Raw genomic sequence first — 21,471 nt, forward strand, 5'->3', positions numbered from 1 at the left:
AAAGGTTGAGAGACCAAAGCCAAGTGGTACTAATAGCCCGAAGCTTTCTCATGCAGAGACACACTGTTGTCTTCCTCTTTAATTTTTGAAACAAAAGAAACGAAACTCTTTCAATATATATGTCAATATAGTTTGAACTATTTGATGGGTATTTTCCTAGAAAAGGAATCTAAATACTCATATCCAAATACCTGATACTATAAAAGATCTTTAGGTGCCTATATCGGCGGTGTCTACCTCTTCCCATTCCGAACAGAGCAGTCAAGCCCGCCAGAGCCGATGGTATTGCCGTAACAGGTGGGAGAGTAGGTCGGTGCCTTTTTTTACACGGAAGCCCTTGCTGGAAACAGTCAAGGGCTTCTTGCGTTTACATACTTCCCAAAAGATTCCAAAGAAACATGGGTTCCAACGCAAAATGACTCCGTTTTTATACTTCCAAAAGAATGATGACTCTGACGCAAAAGCTCCAGGGATCCGATTCCGAAATGGTGCCATTAAATACGGTTCTGCCGGATATTGATCTGAGGTACTGCGCTAGTACCTTGTTAATATATTTCCCAGTGATTACCGGCTCTGCAGCGGAAATTCGGAGGACATGCCTTATATCATGACGGTGTATCCCCCGCTTGCTGGCTAAGACCATATCTTAGCCGACGTTATTGCGGTTTTTGCTGTAGTGATCTTAACCGAGTGAAGTTGCTTTTATGTGAATCTTTCCTGAATAGAATTCGGGCTGTGATTCTATAAATACGAGTGTCCTCCTGCTGGCGGTAGAGCAGCTCCGAACACCATACATTTACATGTTGGGGCAGCGTCGATAGTCTTTGGATAATCCCATCCAGACGATGAAAATAACCTTATTGAATGCTGTCTTAATCGAAAGAAAATATACCTACCTCCTCGATGAAAGTGATAACCGTCACTTTTGTTCTCAAAATGCATTGCGTGAATCATTGTGCTATTTATTGTTATTGTCTAAATGGCTTAAAATCAATTATTACGTAACGGATATTAGATAATTTGACCCATTAAAATAAAGTGACGTACATCACTTTTGTACGCATTCTCTATCATTAGATTGTCATAAAATGCTGCTTACTTTTGATTCAGAATCAACAATTTAAGTAATGCAGTTAGAGCAGTTTAATTACGACAATAGAATTGTCAGAAATTTTGGAATCGCTACCATTATTTGGGGGATAGTTGGTATGACCATAGGATTGCTTGTGGCAACGCAACTCGTCTGGCCTCAAATGAACTTCGGATTGCAATACACAACATTTGGCCGTGTACGTCCAGTACATACCAACGCTGTGATATTCGCTTTCGTGGGTAACGGTATTTTTATGGGAGTCTATTACTCCTTGCAGCGGGTGCTTAAAGCGAGAATGTTTAGTGATGCCTTGAGTAAGCTTCATTTCTGGGGCTGGCAATTGATCATAATTGCTTCTGCTATCACACTTCCGCTGGGGCTGACTTCAAGTCATGAGTATGCTGAAATGGAATGGCCAATTGACATTGCAATTACCCTGATCTGGGTTGTATTTGGAATCAATATGTTTGGCACAATTATCAAACGACGCGAACGTCATATGTATGTCGCAGTTTGGTTCTATATCGCTACGTTTGTTACGGTAGCAGTCTTGCATATCGTTAACTCCATTCAATTGCCTGTAGCCGGATGGAAGAGTTACTATGTATACAAAGGTGTTCAGGATGCATTGGTACAATGGTGGTATGGCCATAATGCCGTGGCTTTTTTCCTAACGACTCCTTACCTAGGGATGATGTACTACTTTTTGCCAAAAATGGCCAACCGTCCCGTTTATTCCTATAAATTGAGTATTCTGCACTTTTGGTCACTGATCTTTATCTATATCTGGGCCGGACCTCACCATTTGTTATATACAGCATTACCAAGCTGGGTACAATCCTTAGGAGTTGTATTCTCGATTATGTTGATCGCACCAAGCTGGGGTGGTATGATAAACGGTCTGTTAACGCTGCGTGGTGCCTGGGATAAGGTACGGACAGAACCGATGCTGAAATTTATGGTTGTAGCACTGACCTGTTATGGTATGGCAACCTTTGAAGGACCAATGTTGTCTTTAAAGCAAGTCAATGCAATCGCACACTTTACCGATTGGATCGTTGCACACGTACACGTAGGAGCATTGGGTTGGAACGGATTTATGACCTTCGGTATCCTTTATTGGTTGATCCCACGTATTTATAAAACGGAATTATATTCTAAAAAGCTAGCATCGACACACTTTTGGATTGGTACATTGGGTATTTTATTTTATGCCATTCCAATGTATTGGGCAGCAGTTGTGCAGGGCTTGATGTGGAAAGAGTTTACACCTGAAGGCGTATTGAAGTATCCAAACTTCTTGGCAACAACATTGGAAATCCTTCCAATGCACATGATGAGAGCAGTAGGTGGTGCACTATACCTATCTGGGGTTTTCTTGATGACATTCAACTTGATTAAGACGATGAAGCAAGGGAAACTTTTGGCAAATGAACCTGCTGAAGCTCCTGCTTTATTACCTGTTCAGGTCAATGAGCAATCTCAACATCGCCGTCTTGAACGTAAGCCCATTTTGTTTATGGTATTGGCACTTATTGCAATTCTAATCGGTGGCATGGTTGAAATGGTTCCAACATTTACCATTTCAAAAAACGTACCGACAATCGCAAGTGTACAGCCTTATACTGCGTTGGAACTGCAGGGTCGGGATCTCTATGTAAGGGAAGGTTGTGTGAATTGTCATACACAGACTATTCGGCCATTTAGATCGGAGACTGCCCGTTATGGCGAGTATAGCAAAGCTGGTGAATATGTTTACGATACACCATTCTTATGGGGATCGAAACGAACTGGACCTGATTTGCATCGTATTGGTTCTAAATATCCTAATAAGTGGCATTTTGATCATCTTTTAGATCCAACTATTACCTCTCCTGGAAGTATTATGCCTTCATATCCTTGGCTAATCGACCAAAAGCTGGATAACACGATTCTAAAAGATAAAATGAAAGCCCTTCGCAAATTGGGAATCCCCTATACGGATGTGGCAATAGTGAATGCAGAACAGGATCTGAACAAACAAGCACAGAAAATTGCGGATGATCTGAAAAAAAATCAAGTCAATGTGTTAGCCGATCGTGAAATTATAGCAGTAATAGCTTATCTACAACGATTGGGAACAGATATAAAAGCAGCTCCGAAAGTGGCTGAGGATGTTAACGTAAATCAATAGCGCTATGTTTAAACAAATCACAAATTTGAACGGAAGTGAGCTTTACCTTATTGTGTCACTTTGGATATTCCTGATTTTCTTTATCTCAGTCGCAATTATGTTGTTTCGCATGAAAAAGGACTATGTGACTTACATGAAGGAATTGCCTTTGGAAGAGGAAACTGAAAAGGAAATGAATCATTCACCTGAAAGTATATAGTATATGAGTTTATTATTAGATACCGCACCTGCCACGGTAGAAGCTGTTCAGTCTACCTGGGGTTTTGGTACGGATAATTTATACACAGATATCTTAATTATCGTATTGATTGTCGTGATGTTGGCTCTTTTGGCCTCGGCATTGATGGTCAACCGCGCAATGAAATCCATCATTAAGATTACGATGCCTGAATTGGTCAAAGAAGAGGAACTCAAGAAATTAGCCAATAGAGGATGGTTGAAACGATCTTGGAATAAGATCATGGGGATTAGACCTATTTCTGAGGAAAAGGACATTGTCATCGATCACGAATACGATGGTATCCGAGAACTGGATAATCCCATTCCAATCTGGTTTAATTTTTTGTTTTATGGAACAATCTTCTTTGGTGTGGTCTACTTATTCATCTATCAGGTCTCTGGGATCGGTATGAATCAAGACCAGGAGTACGCACATGAAATGGTTGTTGCAGAAAAAGAAAGACAGGCTTATTTAGCTGCTTCTGCTAGTAATGTTGATGAAAATACGGTCGAATTTGAACCAGACATGGCTGTTGAAGGAAAAGCAATATTCGCTGCAAACTGTGTTGCCTGTCATGGAGGAAACGGGGAAGGTGGTATTGGACCTAATTTAACGGATAAATTTTGGTTGCATGGCGGCGAGATTAAAGATCTTTTCAAAACAATCAAGTATGGTGTTCCGGATAAAGGAATGGTGCCTTGGGAACAGACTTTGAGTCCGGCTCAAATTGCACAGGTGGCAAGTTACATTGTCACGCTGAGAGATACACATCCTGCCAATCCAAAGGAAGCGCAAGGAGAAGAGGTAGCCTATGGGAATGCTGAGGATGCCGCACAACCAAACGATGGTACAGGGACAGAAAAAGAAGCTGAGTAGTAAATCGAGACTGAAATGAGCACAGTAGTAGTTAATAATGCCAATAATGGCGGATCTAAGTCAAAAAAGAGACAGTGGATTTATGCCAAAAAACCGCAGGGAGCACTTTATAAAAAGAGACAGTGGGTTGGTTATACACTACTACTGTTCTTATTTCTAGCTCCTTTCATCAAGATAAACGGTGAACCATTCTTGATGTTCAATATTATTGAACGGAAATTTTCGATTTTGGGCAGCCTTTTCTATCCTCAGGATCTCTACATATTTGTGTTTGGAATGTTGATCGTAATGGTCTGTGTTGTGCTATTTACCGTTGTATTTGGTCGGGTCTGGTGTGGATGGACATGCCCACAAACGATTTTTCTCGAATTGATCTTTAGAAGGATAGAGTATTGGATTGAAGGAGATTGGCAGCAACAGAAGAAATTAAATGAAGGCCCCAACACGGATCAAAAGCAATTAAAGAAAGTGTTGAAGCATGGCATCTTTTTGATTATTTCGTTTTTTATATCGAACATCTTTTTGGCTTATATTATAGGTTCGGATGCGTTGATCAAAATCATCAGCGATCCAATGGATCAGCATATTGGTGGTTTGGTCTCAATTATCTTATTCACACTGGTATTTTACGCGGTATTTGCGTATGTCAGGGAGATTGTGTGCATCGCAATTTGTCCCTATGGCAGATTACAAGGAGTTCTTTTGGATGATCAAAGTATCACTGTAGCCTATGATCACCGACGTGGTGAACCGAGAGGAAAACAACAAAAAGATACTTCCACGGCACAAGGTGACTGTGTTGACTGCAAGCTCTGTGTTCACGTTTGTCCAACTGGAATAGATATCCGTAAGGGACTACAGTTGGAATGCGTAAGCTGTACAGCTTGCATTGATGCTTGTGATGCTGTCATGGGAAAAATTGGAAAGCCAAAAAAACTGATCGGTTTTTATCCCATGGGGGAAATTGAAGGCACACTCAAGAAGAAAAGTAATATCCGTGCTGTTGCTTACTCTATTGTCTTGGTATTGTTGATGACGGTATTTGGTTTTCTGTTGTTCAATCGCTCTCAGGTTGACGGTCGTTTGTTACGGGCGAAAGGAAGTACGTACCAGCTTCGGGACGATAAGACAATAAGTAATCTTTACGCCTTAGAATTAATCAACAAATCTGGGAAGGAAATGCCCTTTAGGTTGATATGTGAAGATCCGAGGCTGAAGATTCAACTGGTCAATCCTATCCAAATGCTCAGTAAAGATGGGCACGCCTCCTTAAGCTTTTTTCTAATTATCGCGAACAAAGACGTCGAAACATATAAAAGTAATATCAAATTATCTATCTATTCAGGGGACAAAAAGGTGGAAAGTCTAAAAACTACTTTCATTGCTCCTCCTGGCATGAATTAAAAAATAAAAATAATGAATTGGGGTACAAAAATTTTTTTGAGCTTGGCGGTATTTATGTTGTGCATTGTCGGGGCTGGATTGTATATGGTCAGCCACAACTCGGACAGCTTGGAAGAAGATGATTACTATGAACAGGGTTTGAACTATGATCAAGCTTATGAAAAGAAACAGAATGTGCTGAACATGAAAGAGACGCCAACTATAGAGCTTAGAAAAGATACACTTTATATTCATTTCGTCTCCAAAGTGAATAGGGGAAAGCTCTTGTTCCGTAAGCCTTCAGATAATACGCTAGATAAGGAGTTGCCATTTCAGACAACAGGTAATCTGTTTACATTGCCCATTTCCTCATTCGATAAAGGGATGTGGAATTTGTATGTTGACTGGGAAAGCGCTGGTAAGGACTTTCTATTTGAGGAACATATTTTATTTTAAACCGAGAAAATGAGTTACACCTACTTTGCATTTTTTATGGGCTTATTTGGAAGCATACATTGTGCGGTCATGTGTGGTCCCCTAATTTTTGCAATTGAGGGTAGGCAAGGACTGAGCTGGACTGTTTTTCTAAATAAAGTACTTTATCAGTTAGGCAGGGTTTTGACTTACGGTAGTCTAGGTTTTCTTTTGGGAACTATAGGTACATTTGCTCAAGTCCAAGGCTGGCAACGTGCATTGAGCTGGATTACGGGAGTAATATTAGTGCTGATTGCAGTGGTTCAGCTTATAGGGAAAAACAATCGTACAATTGCCAGTTTGCAGACTCGTTCCGTGCAGCCTGTTGTCAGGCTTCTGTCGAAATGGTTATATAAACCTGGGGGGAGTTTTATCGCTGGGGTATTGAACGGATTATTGCCCTGTGGTATGGTTTATATGGCTTTAATGTCCGCAATGAATGCAGACAGTTCACAACAGAGTTTCCTATTTATGCTGTGCTTTGGATTGGGGACAATTCCGCTCTTATTTTTGTTTTCCTTTTTGGGAAACTTTTCCAGATCTTTCAAAATTGGCTTTTCTAAATGGATTCCCTTGTTATATTTTTTGCTGGGAATCTGGTTTATACTCCGAGGTGCAAACTTAGATATCCCCTATTTAAGCCCTTTAATTCATCTTGATGGTGCGATAAACTGTGCTTAACAGCAAACAATTTGTCAGTGCTAAGTATTATATTTGATATTAAACTTAGCGCATCATATGGAGGTACTTCATCATATTTTACAAATTGCTTTACAATATTACTGGATTCCCTTACTCATTTTATATATTGGTGTCATCGGTACCATCTTGATCGAAAACCGCAATCCTGCCAAAACGATTGCTTGGATTATGGTGATTGTCTTTCTACCCGTAATCGGTTTGCTCAGTTATTATTTCTTTGGGCAGAAATTCAAGAAGGTAAAAAGGATGAAACGGATGTATCGCGAGCAATCAAAGAAATTGCTTGATGCTTGGCGTAAGGAATCGGAAATTATGGAGGAACATATTGATACGCTGAACGAACGCATCGGTAGTTTAGCCATGGTGTATCGGTACCTCAAAAACCAGAAAATATCCACATTCTCCCTGAATAACGATGTTACCTTATTTATTAATGGCGAGGAAAAGTTTCCGGTACTGATTCAGCAATTGAAAAATGCAAAACATTCCATCCATATGGAGTACTATATCTGGGAAATGGATGAAATCGGTCGTGAAATATTGGACATTTTGGAAGAGAAGGCAAAATCTGGGGTGACGGTACGTTTGATCCTAGACAGTTTTGGAGCACCTGATGTGATTAAATATTTGCGTCGACATAAACCCGATTTTCTTTTTGAAGCTTTTCTCCCAGTTACTTTTACTTCATTGGCAAATAGTAACTACCGAAATCACCGTAAGATTGCGGTGATTGATGGAAAAGTTGGTTTTGTTGGCGGAATCAATATTTCGGATCGTTATATCAACAATGGGAAAAATGATGTTTATTGGCGCGATACTGCGATGATGATCATTGGTGCTGCCGTAAATACCTTACAAATTCAATTTTGGAACAGTTGGAACCAAACGGATGCGGAATCATTTGAACTGGGTAAAGGCTATTTAAATAGATTCCCGATCACAAATGAAGACGCGAGTGGTGTTGGGTTTACAGCTAGTGATCCCGGTTCTCCCGCTCCATTCAATATGGAGGCAATTATAGCGGGAATCAATGAAGCAAAAGAATATGTACAATTGTGTACGCCTTATTTTATTCCAAGTGACCAATTAACAACTGCATTGATGTTGGCTGTTTCTTCGGGAGTTCGAGTTGATCTCATGTTACCTGCGCAATCTGATTCCTTTTTTGTACAACATGCTTCCTTTTCCTTTATCAAACCTCTGCTCGAAAGGGGAGTAAATGTATACCTATATACCAAAGGATTTCTCCATGCCAAAACAATCTGTATTGATGGTAAACTAGCCTATATCGGTACGACCAACTTGGATATCAGAAGCTTTTATATCAATTTTGAGATATCTGGGATTGTCTCTGACAAAGCGCTTTGTGAACGTATGAACAATCAATTTCTTGCAGACATTGAATCCTCGGATTTAATTACAATTCGTAAATGGATGCAAAGAAGCCGTTGGAAACGTGGGGTGGATTCCATCTGCCGTTTATTGGCACCTTTACTTTAGTCGGTTACTTGGATCGGGTATAATGGTATAATAAATGTTAAAAATAGCATAATAGGATGGGCCTTTGGTTAAAATTGAATATATTTAGCTATTCTTTTTTTAATTCTAAGACTTTCAATGAAGCACATAACACTATTGACTTTATCGATAGGGATTTTAGGAGTCGGGTCAACCTATGCACAGACTGCACCTACATTACCTATTAATACAATCGTAGAACGGGTTCAAAAATATTTTCAGGGCTACCCAACAGAAAAAGTACATCTGCATTTTGATAAACCTTATTATGCAGTAGGGGATACGTTATGGTTTTCTTCCTATTTATCACGTAATCTTCCAGAATATGAACCAAGTAAAATAGCCTATGTGGAAGTTTTGAATAGCCGAGACTCTCTGATCCAAACGTTTAGAATCCCACTGGATAAAGGTGTTGGAAATGGGCAGATGGTCCTCGATCCGCAATTCATGACACAGGACAACTATCGTTTCAGAGCATATACCAAATGGATGTCAAACTTTGACGCATCCTATTTTTTTAATAAAATAGTTCCGATAGGTGATGTGATTAATAAAAAATTGATCACCAATATTGAATTTCAGAATAATCTTAACGGAAATAAAAGTCAAGCGGTAATACAGTTTAGGGATCGTGCAGGTAAACCGATGATTAATTCTAAGATCAACTGGGAATTTGTTGCTGGATGGGAAACGGTAGATAAGGGGAAAGGTGAAACGGACGCTATGGGAAAGGTGACGATCAGTTTATCGGCAAAGGAGAAGGCTGATTTAGAGAAGGGACAATTAAAGGTTAGTATCCAAGAAAACAAGAATGAAAAACCTTTGTCCAGTTCTTTCCTGCTCAAAAATGCTTTGTGGGATGCTGATGTGCAGTTTTTTCCGGAAGGTGGTGACTTAATTGCTGGATTTGCCAAGAAAGTCGCTTTTAAAGCTGTAGGATCCGATGGTAAGAGTTTGAAGGTGAAAGGTACAATCCTTGATTCTAAAGGAAAGTCGGTCGCAGAATTTGAAGATTTTGGATCGGGTATGGGTTATTTCTCTTTATTGCCTTTGGCTGGAGAAAACTATCAGGCAGTCATAAAATTTGACAATGGACAGGAACGTAAATATAAGCTTCCGACTGTTGTTAATGATAAAGCAAATGTTGTGTTTGTTAAGCAGGATGAAAAGAATGCTGAATTTGCTGTAGTGACCAGTGAAGAGAATTTTTCTAAAAACCAAGGCCAATCCTATTATGTATTGGTTCAGTCCAATGGACATCTTTGCTTTGGAGCTCAGGTGAATTTAAAGTCTTCATCTGCGCTGGTTAATATTCCAAAGGAACGTCTGCCAAATGGAATTGCCCAGGTTACTTTATTGAGCCCGGATGGCAAACCCCTAAGTGAACGTTTGGCATTTGTTCAGAGCGAGAAATTGCTCAATATTCAAGTTGCAAGTGATAAGCAAAGTTATAAAGCGAAGGACTTGGTCAACATGAAGCTTTCAGTTGATAATAATGGACAGAAATATCCGGGTAGTTATTCTGTTTCCGTGATTGATGAGTCTAAAGTTCCTTATAATGATCAGGCTGATCTCTCCATTGTAAGCAACTTTTTGTTGACTTCAGAGTTGAAAGGGAATGTCGAAAACCCAAATGCATATTTTGATGAAAAAAATCTGAATAGAGAAAAGGCGTTGGATGCGTTATTAATGACTCAAGGATATCGCCGTTTTGATTACCCGGCTTTAATCTCCGAAAAGTTACCACAGATCAGTTTTCTTCCAGAGCAAGGGATAGAATTGTCGGGTATTTTACGCATGAATACAGGCCGCCCATATCCTAATGGTGGGTTGTTGTTGTCTGTGCCTTCCCGGAATATTAAAAAAGATGTATATACCGATCAGAACGGTCGTTTTACATTTAAAGATCTTGTTTTTCCGGATTCATCGAAAGTGACGGTAAATGCAAGGTCAAATGATAATTACCGTAGTTTGGTGATCAATATGGATCAGAGTTATTATCCTGAAATCGACAAAAATAATGGTTATAAAAGTTATTTCGTTCCCAATATAGATCAGGCATTCGCTCCTTATTTGGATAATAGCCGTAAAGAGTACAGAAAATCTATCTTACTGGATGAAGTAGAAGTGACAGCTGTACAGAAAAAGGTAATCACAAATAAAGATTTTCCTTCAATTTCTGGCTTATCTATGCCCGAACATCGTATCGAAGCCGATCGTTTGACCGGGTGTAACGTGTTGACCATGTGTCTGCAAACTGTTTTGACGGGCATTACTTATGATCCACAAACATTGAAATATTATGTTTCGCGTGATTACAATGCCGGTGGGCGCACGCCAGTTCAGTTTTTTCTAAACGGTATGGCTATTGACGAACCTGGATTAAATAGTATCAACGTTGCGGATATTGAGGGAATAGAAATCTTTTTACGTGACGAACTGGGAACAGTATCAAGAATGTATCAAAACAATGGTGTTGTATCGATTTACACCAAGAAAGTTGAGGCCAAGAAACCTCGGATGGCGTTAAGTGAAATTGAGAAATTGTTGCCAAAATCGAATGTTATCGATATGTTCCCTCTAGGTTATGTTAAAGAGCGTAAATTTTATACGCCAAAGTACGATACACCTGAACAAAAATCTGCCAACGATCTGCGGACTACGATTTATTGGAACCCGAAAGTACAGGTAACGGAGACAGGGGAGACAGCAATACAATTCTACAATGCTGATGGAAATGGTAATTATAAGGTGATTGTAGAGGGAATGGACCAAACAGGAAATATAGGTCGAAAAGTAATTAATTACCGCGTACAACCTTAGCGGAATAAAGGAAAATGTCTAATAGGAACGCTGCTCTTTTGTGAAAGGGGCAGCGTTTTTTATGAAATAAAAAAACACCTCCTTGATGGGCAAGGAGGTGCAAACTAACCAATTATAAACCTAAATTATGAAAAGTATTTTGTCGCTTTAAAAGCGTTTATCTTCTTATTTGTAAAGTATATTTCAAATCCTATGCCAAATAGATTTCTCGTCTATTTGGCAGTTATTTTTAACAGAAATATTATAAATGTAGCTATGTTAACTTGAAGACTTTCGATAGTCAATTGTGTAGGAAAATACGAACCAGCGACGTTCCTCGCAGAATGTAGGAGTAGGGCTGGAATTGTAATTATCGTTTTCTGGACTGGAATTAGATGCCTTGTTGATCTAAATGATAATAACATTGTCTACAGCGTGGCTCATAGGCATCTTTTTCACCAAGAAGTACGGTCTGGGTATCTTTGGTCAAGCGATATGAATAATTTGCCGGAGCCCCGCATTGCATGCAAACCGCATGGACTTTGGTGACATGTTCAGCTACAGCCATCAAACTAGGAATAGGACCAAAAGGCTGGCCCTTATAATCCATATCCAATCCTGCAATAATTACACGAACTCCACTGTTTGCCAATTTGACACATACTTCTGTCAATCCGTCATCAAAAAATTGCGCTTCATCTATTCCAACAACTTGGGTTGCCGAACTCAATAGTAATATCGCTGATGAATTTTCGACAGGGGTGGAGGGTATACTATTGCTATCATGAGAAACGACTAATTTTTCATCATATCGTTTATCCACGGAAGGTTTGAAAATTTCAACATTTAGTCGTGCATATTGTGCCCGTTTTAGCCTGCGTATTAACTCTTCGGTCTTGCCAGAGAACATTGACCCACAGATAACTTCAATACTTCCATATCGAGCTGGTCGCAATGTCAGATTATGTTCGGAAAAAAGCATTTGATTAAATTATTTTTTTGGATAGCCGGCAAATAAGGTATTATTTGTCAATAGACCTCCTATTATATTCTGTTTTTGACAACGCTAATATCGAAATTAAATATTAAATTTGAGTAGCAAAAAAGTGAATACAGATTCAAATATTTATAAATCAAAGGATTGAGTTTTCCACTTTTTAGGTTAGAGAATGTATAGGTGTTATAAACGATTAATAGGCGATTTCAAATAAAATTATGGGTACTAAAGAGGAAATTTTTAATAAGATAGGAGATTTATTACAGGATTTGAATGCACAGTATTTGGCTTTGTCAGAAAGGAACACTGGTACTGAAATAGGTGAGCTAGTGACCTTGGAAGCTAAAGCACAATCTGTTGCGGCTTATATTACTTTACTCAAAACAGATGCCGTGCTAAAGGGCGAACAAGGTGAAAATACCTTGAGAGAGTCGGTGATGGAGAGTAGAAAAATAGCATTTAATGACTATTTTACTCCACCTTCTTCGATACGATCATCCAGCCAAGCTATTGCGGAACCCGAACGCAGTGAGAAAGTTATTGTTCGCAATGAGGAACCTACAAAGTTATATGGAGATACTGTTGAAGCGAATGAGGAAATGCAGGAAACCAATGACTTATCAACAGCGCTTTATTCACCGGAGATAATTAATGAAATTGATCATTCAATAAATGAAACTGTTGTTGAGGATATTGAGGAAAAACAGTATAAAGTAGATGAACCCACGATAGATCTTGTAGAGGAAGAACCAGTTGTCGTTACTGAAGTCGTAGAAGAACCAAAAGAGGTCATCATTAAGGAAGTTCAGGAGAGTATTATCCAAGAGGAAGTCAATACAATCGTGGAGGAGGTTCCTTCGAGACCGCTTACGTTAAATGAGATTATTTCGCAGCAAAAACAAGCCGGGGTACAGAACCGGGTATATCAAGTGAACCAATCTGGAAGTTCTGATAAACTGACTGACATCAAGACCGGGATAAGTTTGAATGATAAACTTTTATTTATTAAAGACTTATTTAATGGTTACAGTTTAGCTTATAGTGAAGCTGTGGAGCTACTGAATAGATTCAGCAGTTATGCAGAAGCTGATGCATTTTTGCAAACGAATTATGCGGTTAAGAACAGATGGGCAGATAAACCCCATACCGTTGAAAAGTTATATGAGGTATTACGCAGAAGATATAGTTAAGCTAATATTTCCATAAGAAAAAAGCATCTTTAATCAATTTAAAGATGCTTTTTTATGCGATAGCCTGACTATTGTTATTTTATAATTCTATTTCAATTGAAATTGCAGCCATTCTTTGCCTTCGTGACCATAAACAAAATATTTCGGTTGGAAGATCTCTGCTAAAGATTCTAATTCTGTTAGGTATTCGTAGCCTGGAATACAGGCAAAATTAGGCTTTGTCATAATAAATAGCTGATCAAGTTCGATCGCCTTTGATTGTGCAATTGCTGGATCATTCAATAAAATCGGTATTTGAGTAAATACACTTTCATCACTGTCAATTATGATTATTTTATCGGCTTCATGAGCTATTGTCGTGGGGATTCCGCCTGCGATTTTTATGGATTCTTGTAGAAAGGCAGACTGGTTGATCTCCTGTGGATCAATTCGATCTAAAACCAATACTTTGGGTCTGTCGCTAGCCGTTATAAATTTAAGTTTGTGAATGAGGATACTGGTCTCATCTTCTACTTTTTCGATGAGCTCGGCTACTTTTTCCTTGATATTTAACTCTTCCCCAAGCGTATTGATATAGGCAATGACATCTTCAATGCTAACGATTTCAGATTGATTTGCCATTAATTTAGCAGATATTTCCTCTGGGACAGTGATGTTATTTAGATTCAGCTGTTCCAAAAAATGGGCAACTAATTTTTCTTGATTGCTTTGCATGCTGCAAAAATACAAAAAGGGTAGCATTAGCGAAAGTAAATTAGCAATAGTAGGTATTGGAGGATTTTTGTAAATTGGCATCAAATAAATGTTATAGATATGTTTGACAAATTATTTCAGGCACAGCAAAAGGCAGAAGAAATCAAGAAAAGACTAGATACCATTTCGGTATCCGGTGAGGCTGAGGGCGGTTTGATCCGTGTGGTAGCGACAGCCAATAAGGAGATTAAAGAGATTACGATCGATCCTGTTTTTTTGTCCAATGCTGATAAAGAAGAATTAGAGGAATTGCTAGTGGTTGCTTTGAATAAAGCAATAGCCCAAGCGGAGAATATCAGTCAAGCTGAAATGCAAGCTGCGAGTAAAGATATGTTAGGAGGCTTAGGCGGATTATTTAATCAATAAATACATGATTATGAAAGCAACTTATTACGGTCAATCTTGTGTTGAGTTTGATTTTGACGGAACGAAGGTTTTGTTGGACCCCTTCGTAACGTATAACCCATTAGCGAAAGCAATTGATGTAAATGCAATTAACCCTGATTACATCTTTCTGAGCCACGGACATCAAGATCATGTCGCCGACATGGCTACCATTCAAAAGAATAGTAATGCGACAGTATTGGCCATCGTTGAGACAGCTGCGTGGGTAAGAAGACAAGGGGTACCCGAAGATAAAGTTGTTGAATTCAATCTCGGTGGTACAATACAGCTACCTTTTGGCTCCGTTAAGATGGTTTATGCTGCTCATACCAATAGCACGCCTGATGGCCAATATGGTGGGTTTCCAGTTGGATTTGTCTTTAATGTACTTGGCAAAAAGATCTATTTTGCTGGTGATACTGCCTTGACAATGGAGATGAAGCTGCTTGCTGATCTGAAGCTGGATTGGGCTTTTCTTCCGATTGGTGGGTACTATACAATGGATGTGGATGATGCGATCAGAGCGGCAGAATTTATCAATTGCTCCCGTGTGGTCGGGATTCACTACGATTCATTTCCACCAATTCAGATTGACAAACAAAAGGCCTTTGACAAATTCCAGAATGAGGACATCTCATTGTCTCTTCCAAAAATCGGTGAGACAATAGAATTATAAAAAGCAAAAGGGCCGAACTAGTTCGGCCCTTTTGCTTTTTATAATTTCTCTCAAGATATATTGTTACTGTGCTTTTTCGGCTAAGATGATATGACAATTTTCTTTAAATCTTCTAGACTGAAAAGCGGGGTGTCGATGATTTTGTTTTTAAGGATTTGCTCTTTGTTTTCTTCGAAATAGAAGAGCTTCCACTCCCCATTTTTGTATTCTAAGCTGCTTAGATTTTCAATCCAATCGCCCGAATTCATGTAGGTGCATGTGCCTTTTCGGGTAATGACTTCCTTTATTTGAGGTTGATGAATGTGACCACAGATTACAAAATCATAGTTTTTCTCAATAGCTAACTCCGTTGCTGTATGTTCGAAGTCTGAAATATACTTAACGGCCTTTTTAACCGAATTTTTTATTTTTTTTGAGAGTGAGTATTTCTCCTTTCCCATTTTATCTAGACAATAATTGATCACATTATTAAGCTGGATCAATTTATCATAACCCCAACCTCCAAGTTTTGCCAACCATTTTGAATGATGGATGGATGCATCGAAAACATCGCCATGAAAGATCCATACCTTTTGATTATTAAGTGAAAGAAGTAGCTTGTTGCTCAGTTTGATGTTTCCTAACTTGAGATCAGTAAACTTGCGTAACATTTCGTCGTGATTACCAGTAATGTAATGGACTTCAGTACCAGTTGAGCTCATATCGATAATCTTCTTGATGACCTTTAAATGATCTTGTGGAAAGTAGCTTTTTTTAAATTGCCAAATATCTACAATATCGCCGTTGAGAATCAATATCTTGGGTGCGACGGATTCCAGGTAAAGTAAAAGTTCTTTGGCTCTACTTCCGTATGTACCTAAGTGTATGTCTGAGAGTACAAGTATATCAAGGCTTCTTTTCATCGGAATAAACTATAAATATTCTTTTTACAAAAAAAAGGTAATTTTATTTTGTACTGATGAAATTCCTGTTATTAAATTATTAAAATTTCCCGTAAAACGGTATGAATAAGTTTATTAGAATTTAATATTGGTTTATTTTATAGTTATAAAACATGGTATGATCATTATATTGTTTAATTTTTTTGATTATTTCTCTGTCGTAAAAGTATTATTGATTGGCTAGTTTTTATAAATATGATAAAGAGTGTTTATTGTTTTATATTGTTGATAGTAAGTTCTTTATGTTTGTTTTTTTTAAGTTTTTTTGCTTTTGAGCAACAAACAAAACAATTCATCATTGTGTATTTTTTCCTGATTCCTCTTCGACCGTAGGAAAAGTGGATTGATTTTTTAAAAAAGTTACTAAGGTTTTTCCGACTCCGTCGTTTTAGCTTACAATAATCATTGTAGACTAAATGAAAACTACCCAAGAAATTGCTATTCTTATCAAGAAGCAGATTGAAGGGATCATCACTTCCGAAGAAACCAAGGAGCTTAGAAAGTGGGCCCAAGAGGATCCCGAGAATGAGCTGTTTTTGAAAGAAGTGTTATCCAGCGATAACGTATTTGACGATGTGTTGGCATACATGGAGCTCAGGCAACAGCTTGGAGATACCTGGATATCAAATTTTAAACAAAATACTTCGGATAAAATATTTCGAGGACAAAGGGAGGAAAACAAAGGATTTCGTTTGCGATGGATTGGGTATGCAGCGGCCATCCTAATGGCATTTCTTGCTTATCAATTCTTTTATGTCAATGACAGAACCTCCCCATCCGAACAATTTGATCTGGCGAATGTTGAGCCAGGTATAAACAAAGCTGAATTGACCCTGTCCGATGGTCATAAAATAAGTTTGAGAGCTGATAAAGACGGAATAAGTGGAGACCAACACTTAACTTATAGCGACGGTACGCCCCTTTTTTCCCTAGATAAAGAGAAGTTGTCGAAAATGACAGCTAATATTGTTGTACCCTGTGGTGGAAAATACCAGGTCACTCTTCCTGATGGAACAAAAGTTTGGTTGAATTCGTCTTCAAAATTGACCTATCCTCTAGTTTTTCAGGAAGATAAGCGAGTTGTTCGTTTGGAAGGTGAAGCCTATTTTGAGGTGGATCGGATGATCAGAAATGGGGAAAAGAAAAAATTTATTGTTCAAACCCAAGATCAGAATATTGAGGTCACCGGAACAGAATTTAATGTCTCTGCTTATAGCGATGACAAGGGAACCGTTACTACCTTGGTCAACGGAGCCATAACTATTTTATCTGGTAACCGTCGTATGGCTATGCGTCCAAACGAACAAGCGACATTGTCGGAAAAAGGAATTGTCAAAAAGAATGTCGATGTACAGCATTTTATCGCTTGGAAAAATGATAAGTTTTTGTTTTATGAAACCGGATTGACTGACGTGATGCGAGCGATAAGTAGATGGTATAACATAGAGGTCATTTTTCCGGAACACGTACCTTCTACCTTTCTTTATGGTGAAATTGGACGTGATAAAAAACTTGTAGAGGTACTTCGGTTGCTGGAGAAAAGTGGTGTCAAGTTTAAAGCGGAATTGAAGGGTAGTCATCCTAAACTAATCATTTTGCCTTAGTAATCAATAATTAACCAAATACATAAATCATGATGAAAAGTATAAGAAAACCATATCCAACTTAATTGGATCAATATTCAAAAAAAAAACCGAACAGATGTCCCTCAACACTGTCCGGCCATTTTTGGATATACAAATCAGAGCACTTAGATAAAATTGAACCCTTTAATAATTTGTAACCCTAATTGTACAAAAATATGATTTTTATACAAAAAAATGACTATGGCAACCTTGTTGTCAGACCTAAACTTAAAAGATGGGTATTAAAAATGAAATTAACCATTCTATTTACAGTTCTGAGTATCCTCAAGCTTTCTGCAACAGGTTTTGCGCAGAACGTTTCGCTTAAGGTCATAAATTCTCCGCTGATTGAGGTGATGCAGAATCTTCAGAAGCAAAGTGGCCTACCTTTCCTTTTAAATGGAAAGGATATTGCAAATACTAAGATCAATGCAGATCTTAAAAATGTCAGTTTAGAAAAAGCATTGAACATTATCTTCTTCAATAAATCTATCAGCTGGGAGGTCAGTGATGGTACTATCGTGTTGCAACGATCGGAGAAACTTGATTCAGGCATTTCTGTTCGTAAAGCAGAAAACATTCAGCAAAGCCGTACTATTCAAGGTAAGGTAACTGATGAAGGTGGAAATCCTTTGGTGGGTGTTTCTGTACGTGTTAAAGGTACTAATACAGGAGTTGCGACAAATTATGAAGGTAACTATTCGATAGCAGTTTCGGGATCAAAACTAATTTTGCAATTTTCTATTGTAGGCTTTTTCGGACAGGAGGTACAAGTCACAGACCAACAGTCTGTCAATGTAATCATGAAGGAAACTTTTGACGATCTGGAAGAAGTCGTGGTCATAGGATATGGTACGCAGAAAAAGAAGTTAAGCACTGGAGCGACTGTGCAGGTTAAAGGTGAAGACTTGGAAAAATTAAGCACACCGTCTATTTTGGAAGCTTTACAGAGCCAATCTCCGGGTGTTCAGATTACACAAAACTCGGGAATGCCCGGTGAAAGTTTTAAAGTGACTATTCGGGGCTTAGGGACTATTAACAATTCCTCACCCTTGTATGTTATAGACGGAATTGCTGGCGGCGATATCAACTTATTGAATCCTTCAGATATAGAGAGCATCGATATTCTAAAGGATGCAGCTTCTGCTGCCATCTATGGCTCAAGAGCGGCAAATGGTGTGGTCTTAATTACTACTAAACAGGGTAAAGTAGGTAAAATGATGTTTAATTTGGATAGTTATACAGGATTCCAAAACATTTATAGAAAGCCATCGCTCTTGAACGCTAAAGAGTATATGCTTATACAAGATGAGCGAAGGTTTAATGAAAGTGGTTCGGGTTTCGACTGGGCAAATCTGATTCCGAAGCAATATCAGCAGATCATGGATGGGAAATGGAATGGTACAAACTGGCTGGAGGAAATTGAAAACAAAAATGCCCTATTGCACAATACTTCATTGAATTTAACGGGCGGAAATGAGCAATCTAAATTTTCGTTGGGTTATTCCATCACTAAACGCGACGGTGTGTTGGGCAAACCTGTCGAACCTCATCTCGAGCGCCATACTTTCCGTCTTAATTCGGACCATATTTTCCTGAAAAATGATCGGTTCAATGTGATCAAGTTCGGGGAGAACGTGAATTACTCCTTCAATAAAAAATCAGGTATCGGTATCGGTAATATCTATTGGAACGATGTTCATAATATGCTGGTCGGTAATCCATTATTACCTGTTTATAATGAAAACGGTGGATATTATGATTTTAATAGTAAAGTCGCGGATAAATGGGACTTTGATGCCGCTACGTTAAATCCGGTTGCGGACATGTTTTACCGTCGCGGGCATAATCTCAGTAAATCACATGCGCTATCTGCCAATGCCTATTTAGAAATCCAACCGATAGAAGGACTTATTTTTAAAACTAATTTTGGGTACCGATTAAATGCTTCATCCTACAGGTCTTATGTTCCTGTTTTCAAATTATCCACTACCTCAGAGAATCCAACAGATGATATCGATCAAAATCAAAGTATGGGACACAACTGGGTTTGGGAAAATACCTTGAGCTATAAACTGAACTATCGGAATAACCATCAGTTCGATGTTGTTCTTGGACAAACGCTGGAGAAATGGGGTATGGGCGAAACTGTTGGAGCCCAATCTTCTAATTCGATTTTTCCCGGTCAATGGAATAAGGCCTGGGTCGGCAATGGGCAATTGCTCGAAGGCTTTCCTGTGTCGGGAAATGCCTGGGGACAAGGTTCATTGGCCTCTTTTTTTGGACGGGCAAATTACAATTTTAAAGAGACCTATATGGCCTCATTCACAATGCGTGCGGATGGTTCTTCAAACTTTGCGAAAGGTAAACGTTGGGGCTACTTTCCCTCGGCATCTTTGGGATGGGTCATGACCAATGAAGAATTCTTGAAAAATCAGGATAGCTGGTTGAATTTTTTGAAAATCAGAGGTAGTTGGGGGCAGAATGGAAATGCCAGTATCCCCAATTTTCAATATTTATCAACGATAGCCATTGATAATTTTGGAGGTTATTATTTCGGGAATAACAAAAATACATTAATCAAGGGGGCATATCCCGACATTCTACCCAATCCTGATGTAACCTGGGAAACTTCTGAACAGTTAAATCTCGGGTTTGATTCCCGTTTTATGAACAATCGTTTAGCGATCGTATTCGATTGGTACAAAAAATCTACCATAGATTGGCTTATCAGGGCGCCTATATTGGCATCCTATGGTACAGGGGCCCCTTTTATTAATGGTGGTGATGTGAATAATACAGGGGTTGAATTGGGGATCAATTGGAATGACCAAAAGGGAGATTTTCGCTATGGTATAGGGGTTAATGGTGCTTATAATAAAAATAAAGTCGTACGCATCGCAAATAGGGAGGGAATTATTCATGGACGACCAGATGTTTTAAGTCAAGGGACATTGCCGATGTACCGTGCCCAAGTAGGGTTTCCTATAGGTTATTTTTATGGCTATCAAACAGAAGGGGTTTTTCAGAATCAAGCACAGATTGACGCGTTGCGAAACAGTGGACGTGGTGTCTTATCCAACGCACAGCCCGGAGATCTGATCTTCGCAGACATGAATGGTGATGGTGCGATTACCGACGATGATAAGGTGATGATTGGTAACCCGCATCCAAAATTCACTGGTGGATTGAACTTGACTTTTGGTTATAAGGGGCTCGATCTGGCAGTTACAGCCATTGGATCATTTGGACATCAAATTGCGAAATCTTACCGTTCTTTTTCAGATTCTCCATTACAGAACTATACGACTGAAGTATTTCAACGCTGGCATGGCGAGGGAACATCAAATCGATACCCGAGATTGACGGCAGGATCACATAGTAATTTTCAGAATATCTCAGATATCTATATTGAAAATGGTGACTTTGTGAAGCTCCAGAATATTACCTTGGGATATAACTTTAAGAGCCTTTGGAAAAAAGCTCCATTTAGCCAGGCACGAATTTATGCTACAGTGCAGAACCTGGTTACATTCACCAACTACAGTGGTATGGATCCAGAAATTGGGTATGGAGATACGGAGAGCTGGGTGTCAGGTATTGATGTAGGCTTCTATCCGCAACCACGTACAATACTTCTTGGTATTAACCTTAAATTTTAGTT

16 protein-coding genes and 1 rRNA gene are annotated in these 21,471 nt (G+C 38.8%); 14 read left to right on the top strand and 3 right to left on the bottom strand.

The window, feature by feature from the left end:
• Window positions 1–210: 210 nt before the first annotated feature.
• The 9 genes from rrf to M2408_RS06645 all read left to right on the top strand — a co-directional run bounded on the left by rrf (window position 211) and on the right by M2408_RS06645 (window position 11,262).
• Window positions 211–322, top strand: a 5S ribosomal RNA gene (rrf, locus tag M2408_RS06605).
• Window positions 323–1,127: 805 nt separating this feature from the next.
• Complete coding sequence (gene ccoN / locus M2408_RS06610; protein WP_259180327.1) at window positions 1,128–3,266, top strand: cytochrome-c oxidase, cbb3-type subunit I; 2,139 nt, start codon at window positions 1,128–1,130, stop codon at window positions 3,264–3,266.
• A 4-nt stretch (window positions 3,267–3,270) separates the two neighbouring features.
• The gene (locus M2408_RS06615; protein WP_120260567.1) at window positions 3,271–3,465 is read left to right on the top strand and encodes a hypothetical protein; all 195 of its coding nucleotides are present in this window, start codon (window positions 3,271–3,273) and stop codon (window positions 3,463–3,465) included.
• Window positions 3,466–3,468: 3 nt separating this feature from the next.
• A complete protein-coding gene (locus M2408_RS06620; RefSeq protein WP_259180328.1) occupies window positions 3,469–4,362 on the top strand; it encodes a cbb3-type cytochrome c oxidase N-terminal domain-containing protein in 894 nt (297 codons plus the stop codon).
• Window positions 4,363–4,377: 15 nt separating this feature from the next.
• On the top strand, window positions 4,378–5,766 hold the full coding sequence (gene ccoG, locus M2408_RS06625; RefSeq protein WP_259180329.1) for a cytochrome c oxidase accessory protein CcoG: 1,389 nt from the start codon (window positions 4,378–4,380) through the stop codon (window positions 5,764–5,766).
• A 12-nt stretch (window positions 5,767–5,778) separates the two neighbouring features.
• Window positions 5,779–6,201 carry a FixH family protein gene (locus M2408_RS06630; RefSeq protein ID WP_259180330.1) on the top strand — a complete coding sequence of 141 codons (423 nt, stop codon included), beginning with the start codon at window positions 5,779–5,781 and terminating at the stop codon, window positions 6,199–6,201.
• Window positions 6,202–6,210: 9 nt separating this feature from the next.
• Complete coding sequence (locus M2408_RS06635) at window positions 6,211–6,900, top strand: sulfite exporter TauE/SafE family protein (RefSeq protein WP_259180331.1); 690 nt, start codon at window positions 6,211–6,213, stop codon at window positions 6,898–6,900.
• A gap of 57 nt (window positions 6,901–6,957) precedes the next feature.
• The gene (gene cls / locus M2408_RS06640) at window positions 6,958–8,421 is read left to right on the top strand and encodes a cardiolipin synthase (protein ID WP_259180332.1); all 1,464 of its coding nucleotides are present in this window, start codon (window positions 6,958–6,960) and stop codon (window positions 8,419–8,421) included.
• Window positions 8,422–8,538: 117 nt separating this feature from the next.
• Entirely contained in the window at window positions 8,539–11,262 is a 2,724-nt protein-coding gene (locus M2408_RS06645; RefSeq protein WP_259180333.1) for a carboxypeptidase regulatory-like domain-containing protein, read from the top strand.
• Window positions 11,263–11,632: 370 nt separating this feature from the next.
• Here the strand turns inward: M2408_RS06645 and M2408_RS06650 are convergent, their stop codons facing one another.
• On the bottom strand, window positions 11,633–12,223 hold the full coding sequence (locus M2408_RS06650; RefSeq protein ID WP_120260574.1) for a thymidine kinase: 591 nt from the start codon (window positions 12,221–12,223) through the stop codon (window positions 11,633–11,635).
• A gap of 233 nt (window positions 12,224–12,456) precedes the next feature.
• On the opposite strand from M2408_RS06650, the gene M2408_RS06655 reads away from it, so the two are divergent.
• The gene (locus M2408_RS06655) at window positions 12,457–13,428 is read left to right on the top strand and encodes a hypothetical protein (protein WP_259180334.1); all 972 of its coding nucleotides are present in this window, start codon (window positions 12,457–12,459) and stop codon (window positions 13,426–13,428) included.
• 87 nt (window positions 13,429–13,515) lie between these two features.
• Here M2408_RS06655 and M2408_RS06660 read toward each other — a convergent pair whose 3' ends face one another.
• Entirely contained in the window at window positions 13,516–14,142 is a 627-nt protein-coding gene (locus M2408_RS06660) for a hypothetical protein (protein WP_259180335.1), read from the bottom strand.
• 99 nt (window positions 14,143–14,241) lie between these two features.
• Here M2408_RS06660 and M2408_RS06665 point away from each other — a divergent pair, with 99 nt between their 5' ends.
• Window positions 14,242–14,547, top strand: a complete 306-nt coding sequence (locus M2408_RS06665) for a YbaB/EbfC family nucleoid-associated protein (RefSeq protein ID WP_120260577.1) — start codon at window positions 14,242–14,244, stop codon at window positions 14,545–14,547.
• A 10-nt stretch (window positions 14,548–14,557) separates the two neighbouring features.
• On the top strand, window positions 14,558–15,241 hold the full coding sequence (locus M2408_RS06670; protein ID WP_259180336.1) for a metal-dependent hydrolase: 684 nt from the start codon (window positions 14,558–14,560) through the stop codon (window positions 15,239–15,241).
• 80 nt (window positions 15,242–15,321) lie between these two features.
• On the opposite strand, the gene M2408_RS06675 is transcribed toward M2408_RS06670, so the two are convergent.
• A complete protein-coding gene (locus M2408_RS06675) occupies window positions 15,322–16,143 on the bottom strand; it encodes a UDP-2,3-diacylglucosamine diphosphatase (protein WP_120260579.1) in 822 nt (273 codons plus the stop codon).
• Window positions 16,144–16,598: 455 nt separating this feature from the next.
• On the opposite strand from M2408_RS06675, the gene M2408_RS06680 reads away from it, so the two are divergent.
• Window positions 16,599–17,786 (top strand): FecR family protein, encoded by a 1,188-nt coding sequence (locus M2408_RS06680; RefSeq protein ID WP_259180337.1) that lies wholly within the window; start codon window positions 16,599–16,601, stop codon window positions 17,784–17,786.
• Window positions 17,787–17,983: 197 nt separating this feature from the next.
• Window positions 17,984–21,469, top strand: coding sequence for a TonB-dependent receptor (locus M2408_RS06685; RefSeq protein ID WP_259180338.1), 3,486 nt, complete (start codon window positions 17,984–17,986; stop codon window positions 21,467–21,469).
• Window positions 21,470–21,471: the final 2 nt, after the last annotated feature.

Source organism: Sphingobacterium sp. BIGb0165 (assembly GCF_024810095.1).
Lineage (GTDB): Bacteria > Bacteroidota > Bacteroidia > Sphingobacteriales > Sphingobacteriaceae > Sphingobacterium > Sphingobacterium detergens.

Excerpts from the sequence above, each read along its gene's own strand:
- ccoN (WP_259180327.1), top strand. The coding sequence starts at position 1,128 with ATGCAGTTAGAGCAGTTTAATTACGACAATAGAATTGTCAGAAATTTT.
- M2408_RS06615 (WP_120260567.1), top strand. The coding sequence starts at position 3,271 with ATGTTTAAACAAATCACAAATTTGAACGGAAGTGAGCTTTACCTTATT.
- M2408_RS06620 (WP_259180328.1), top strand. The coding sequence starts at position 3,469 with ATGAGTTTATTATTAGATACCGCACCTGCCACGGTAGAAGCTGTTCAG.
- ccoG (WP_259180329.1), top strand. The coding sequence starts at position 4,378 with ATGAGCACAGTAGTAGTTAATAATGCCAATAATGGCGGATCTAAGTCA.
- M2408_RS06630 (WP_259180330.1), top strand. The coding sequence starts at position 5,779 with ATGAATTGGGGTACAAAAATTTTTTTGAGCTTGGCGGTATTTATGTTG.
- M2408_RS06635 (WP_259180331.1), top strand. The coding sequence starts at position 6,211 with ATGAGTTACACCTACTTTGCATTTTTTATGGGCTTATTTGGAAGCATA.
- cls (WP_259180332.1), top strand. The coding sequence starts at position 6,958 with ATGGAGGTACTTCATCATATTTTACAAATTGCTTTACAATATTACTGG.
- M2408_RS06645 (WP_259180333.1), top strand. The coding sequence starts at position 8,539 with ATGAAGCACATAACACTATTGACTTTATCGATAGGGATTTTAGGAGTC.
- M2408_RS06650 (WP_120260574.1), bottom strand. The coding sequence starts at position 12,223 with ATGCTTTTTTCCGAACATAATCTGACATTGCGACCAGCTCGATATGGA.
- M2408_RS06655 (WP_259180334.1), top strand. The coding sequence starts at position 12,457 with ATGGGTACTAAAGAGGAAATTTTTAATAAGATAGGAGATTTATTACAG.
- M2408_RS06660 (WP_259180335.1), bottom strand. The coding sequence starts at position 14,142 with ATGCAAAGCAATCAAGAAAAATTAGTTGCCCATTTTTTGGAACAGCTG.
- M2408_RS06665 (WP_120260577.1), top strand. The coding sequence starts at position 14,242 with ATGTTTGACAAATTATTTCAGGCACAGCAAAAGGCAGAAGAAATCAAG.
- M2408_RS06670 (WP_259180336.1), top strand. The coding sequence starts at position 14,558 with ATGAAAGCAACTTATTACGGTCAATCTTGTGTTGAGTTTGATTTTGAC.
- M2408_RS06675 (WP_120260579.1), bottom strand. The coding sequence starts at position 16,143 with ATGAAAAGAAGCCTTGATATACTTGTACTCTCAGACATACACTTAGGT.
- M2408_RS06680 (WP_259180337.1), top strand. The coding sequence starts at position 16,599 with ATGAAAACTACCCAAGAAATTGCTATTCTTATCAAGAAGCAGATTGAA.
- M2408_RS06685 (WP_259180338.1), top strand. The coding sequence starts at position 17,984 with ATGATTTTTATACAAAAAAATGACTATGGCAACCTTGTTGTCAGACCT.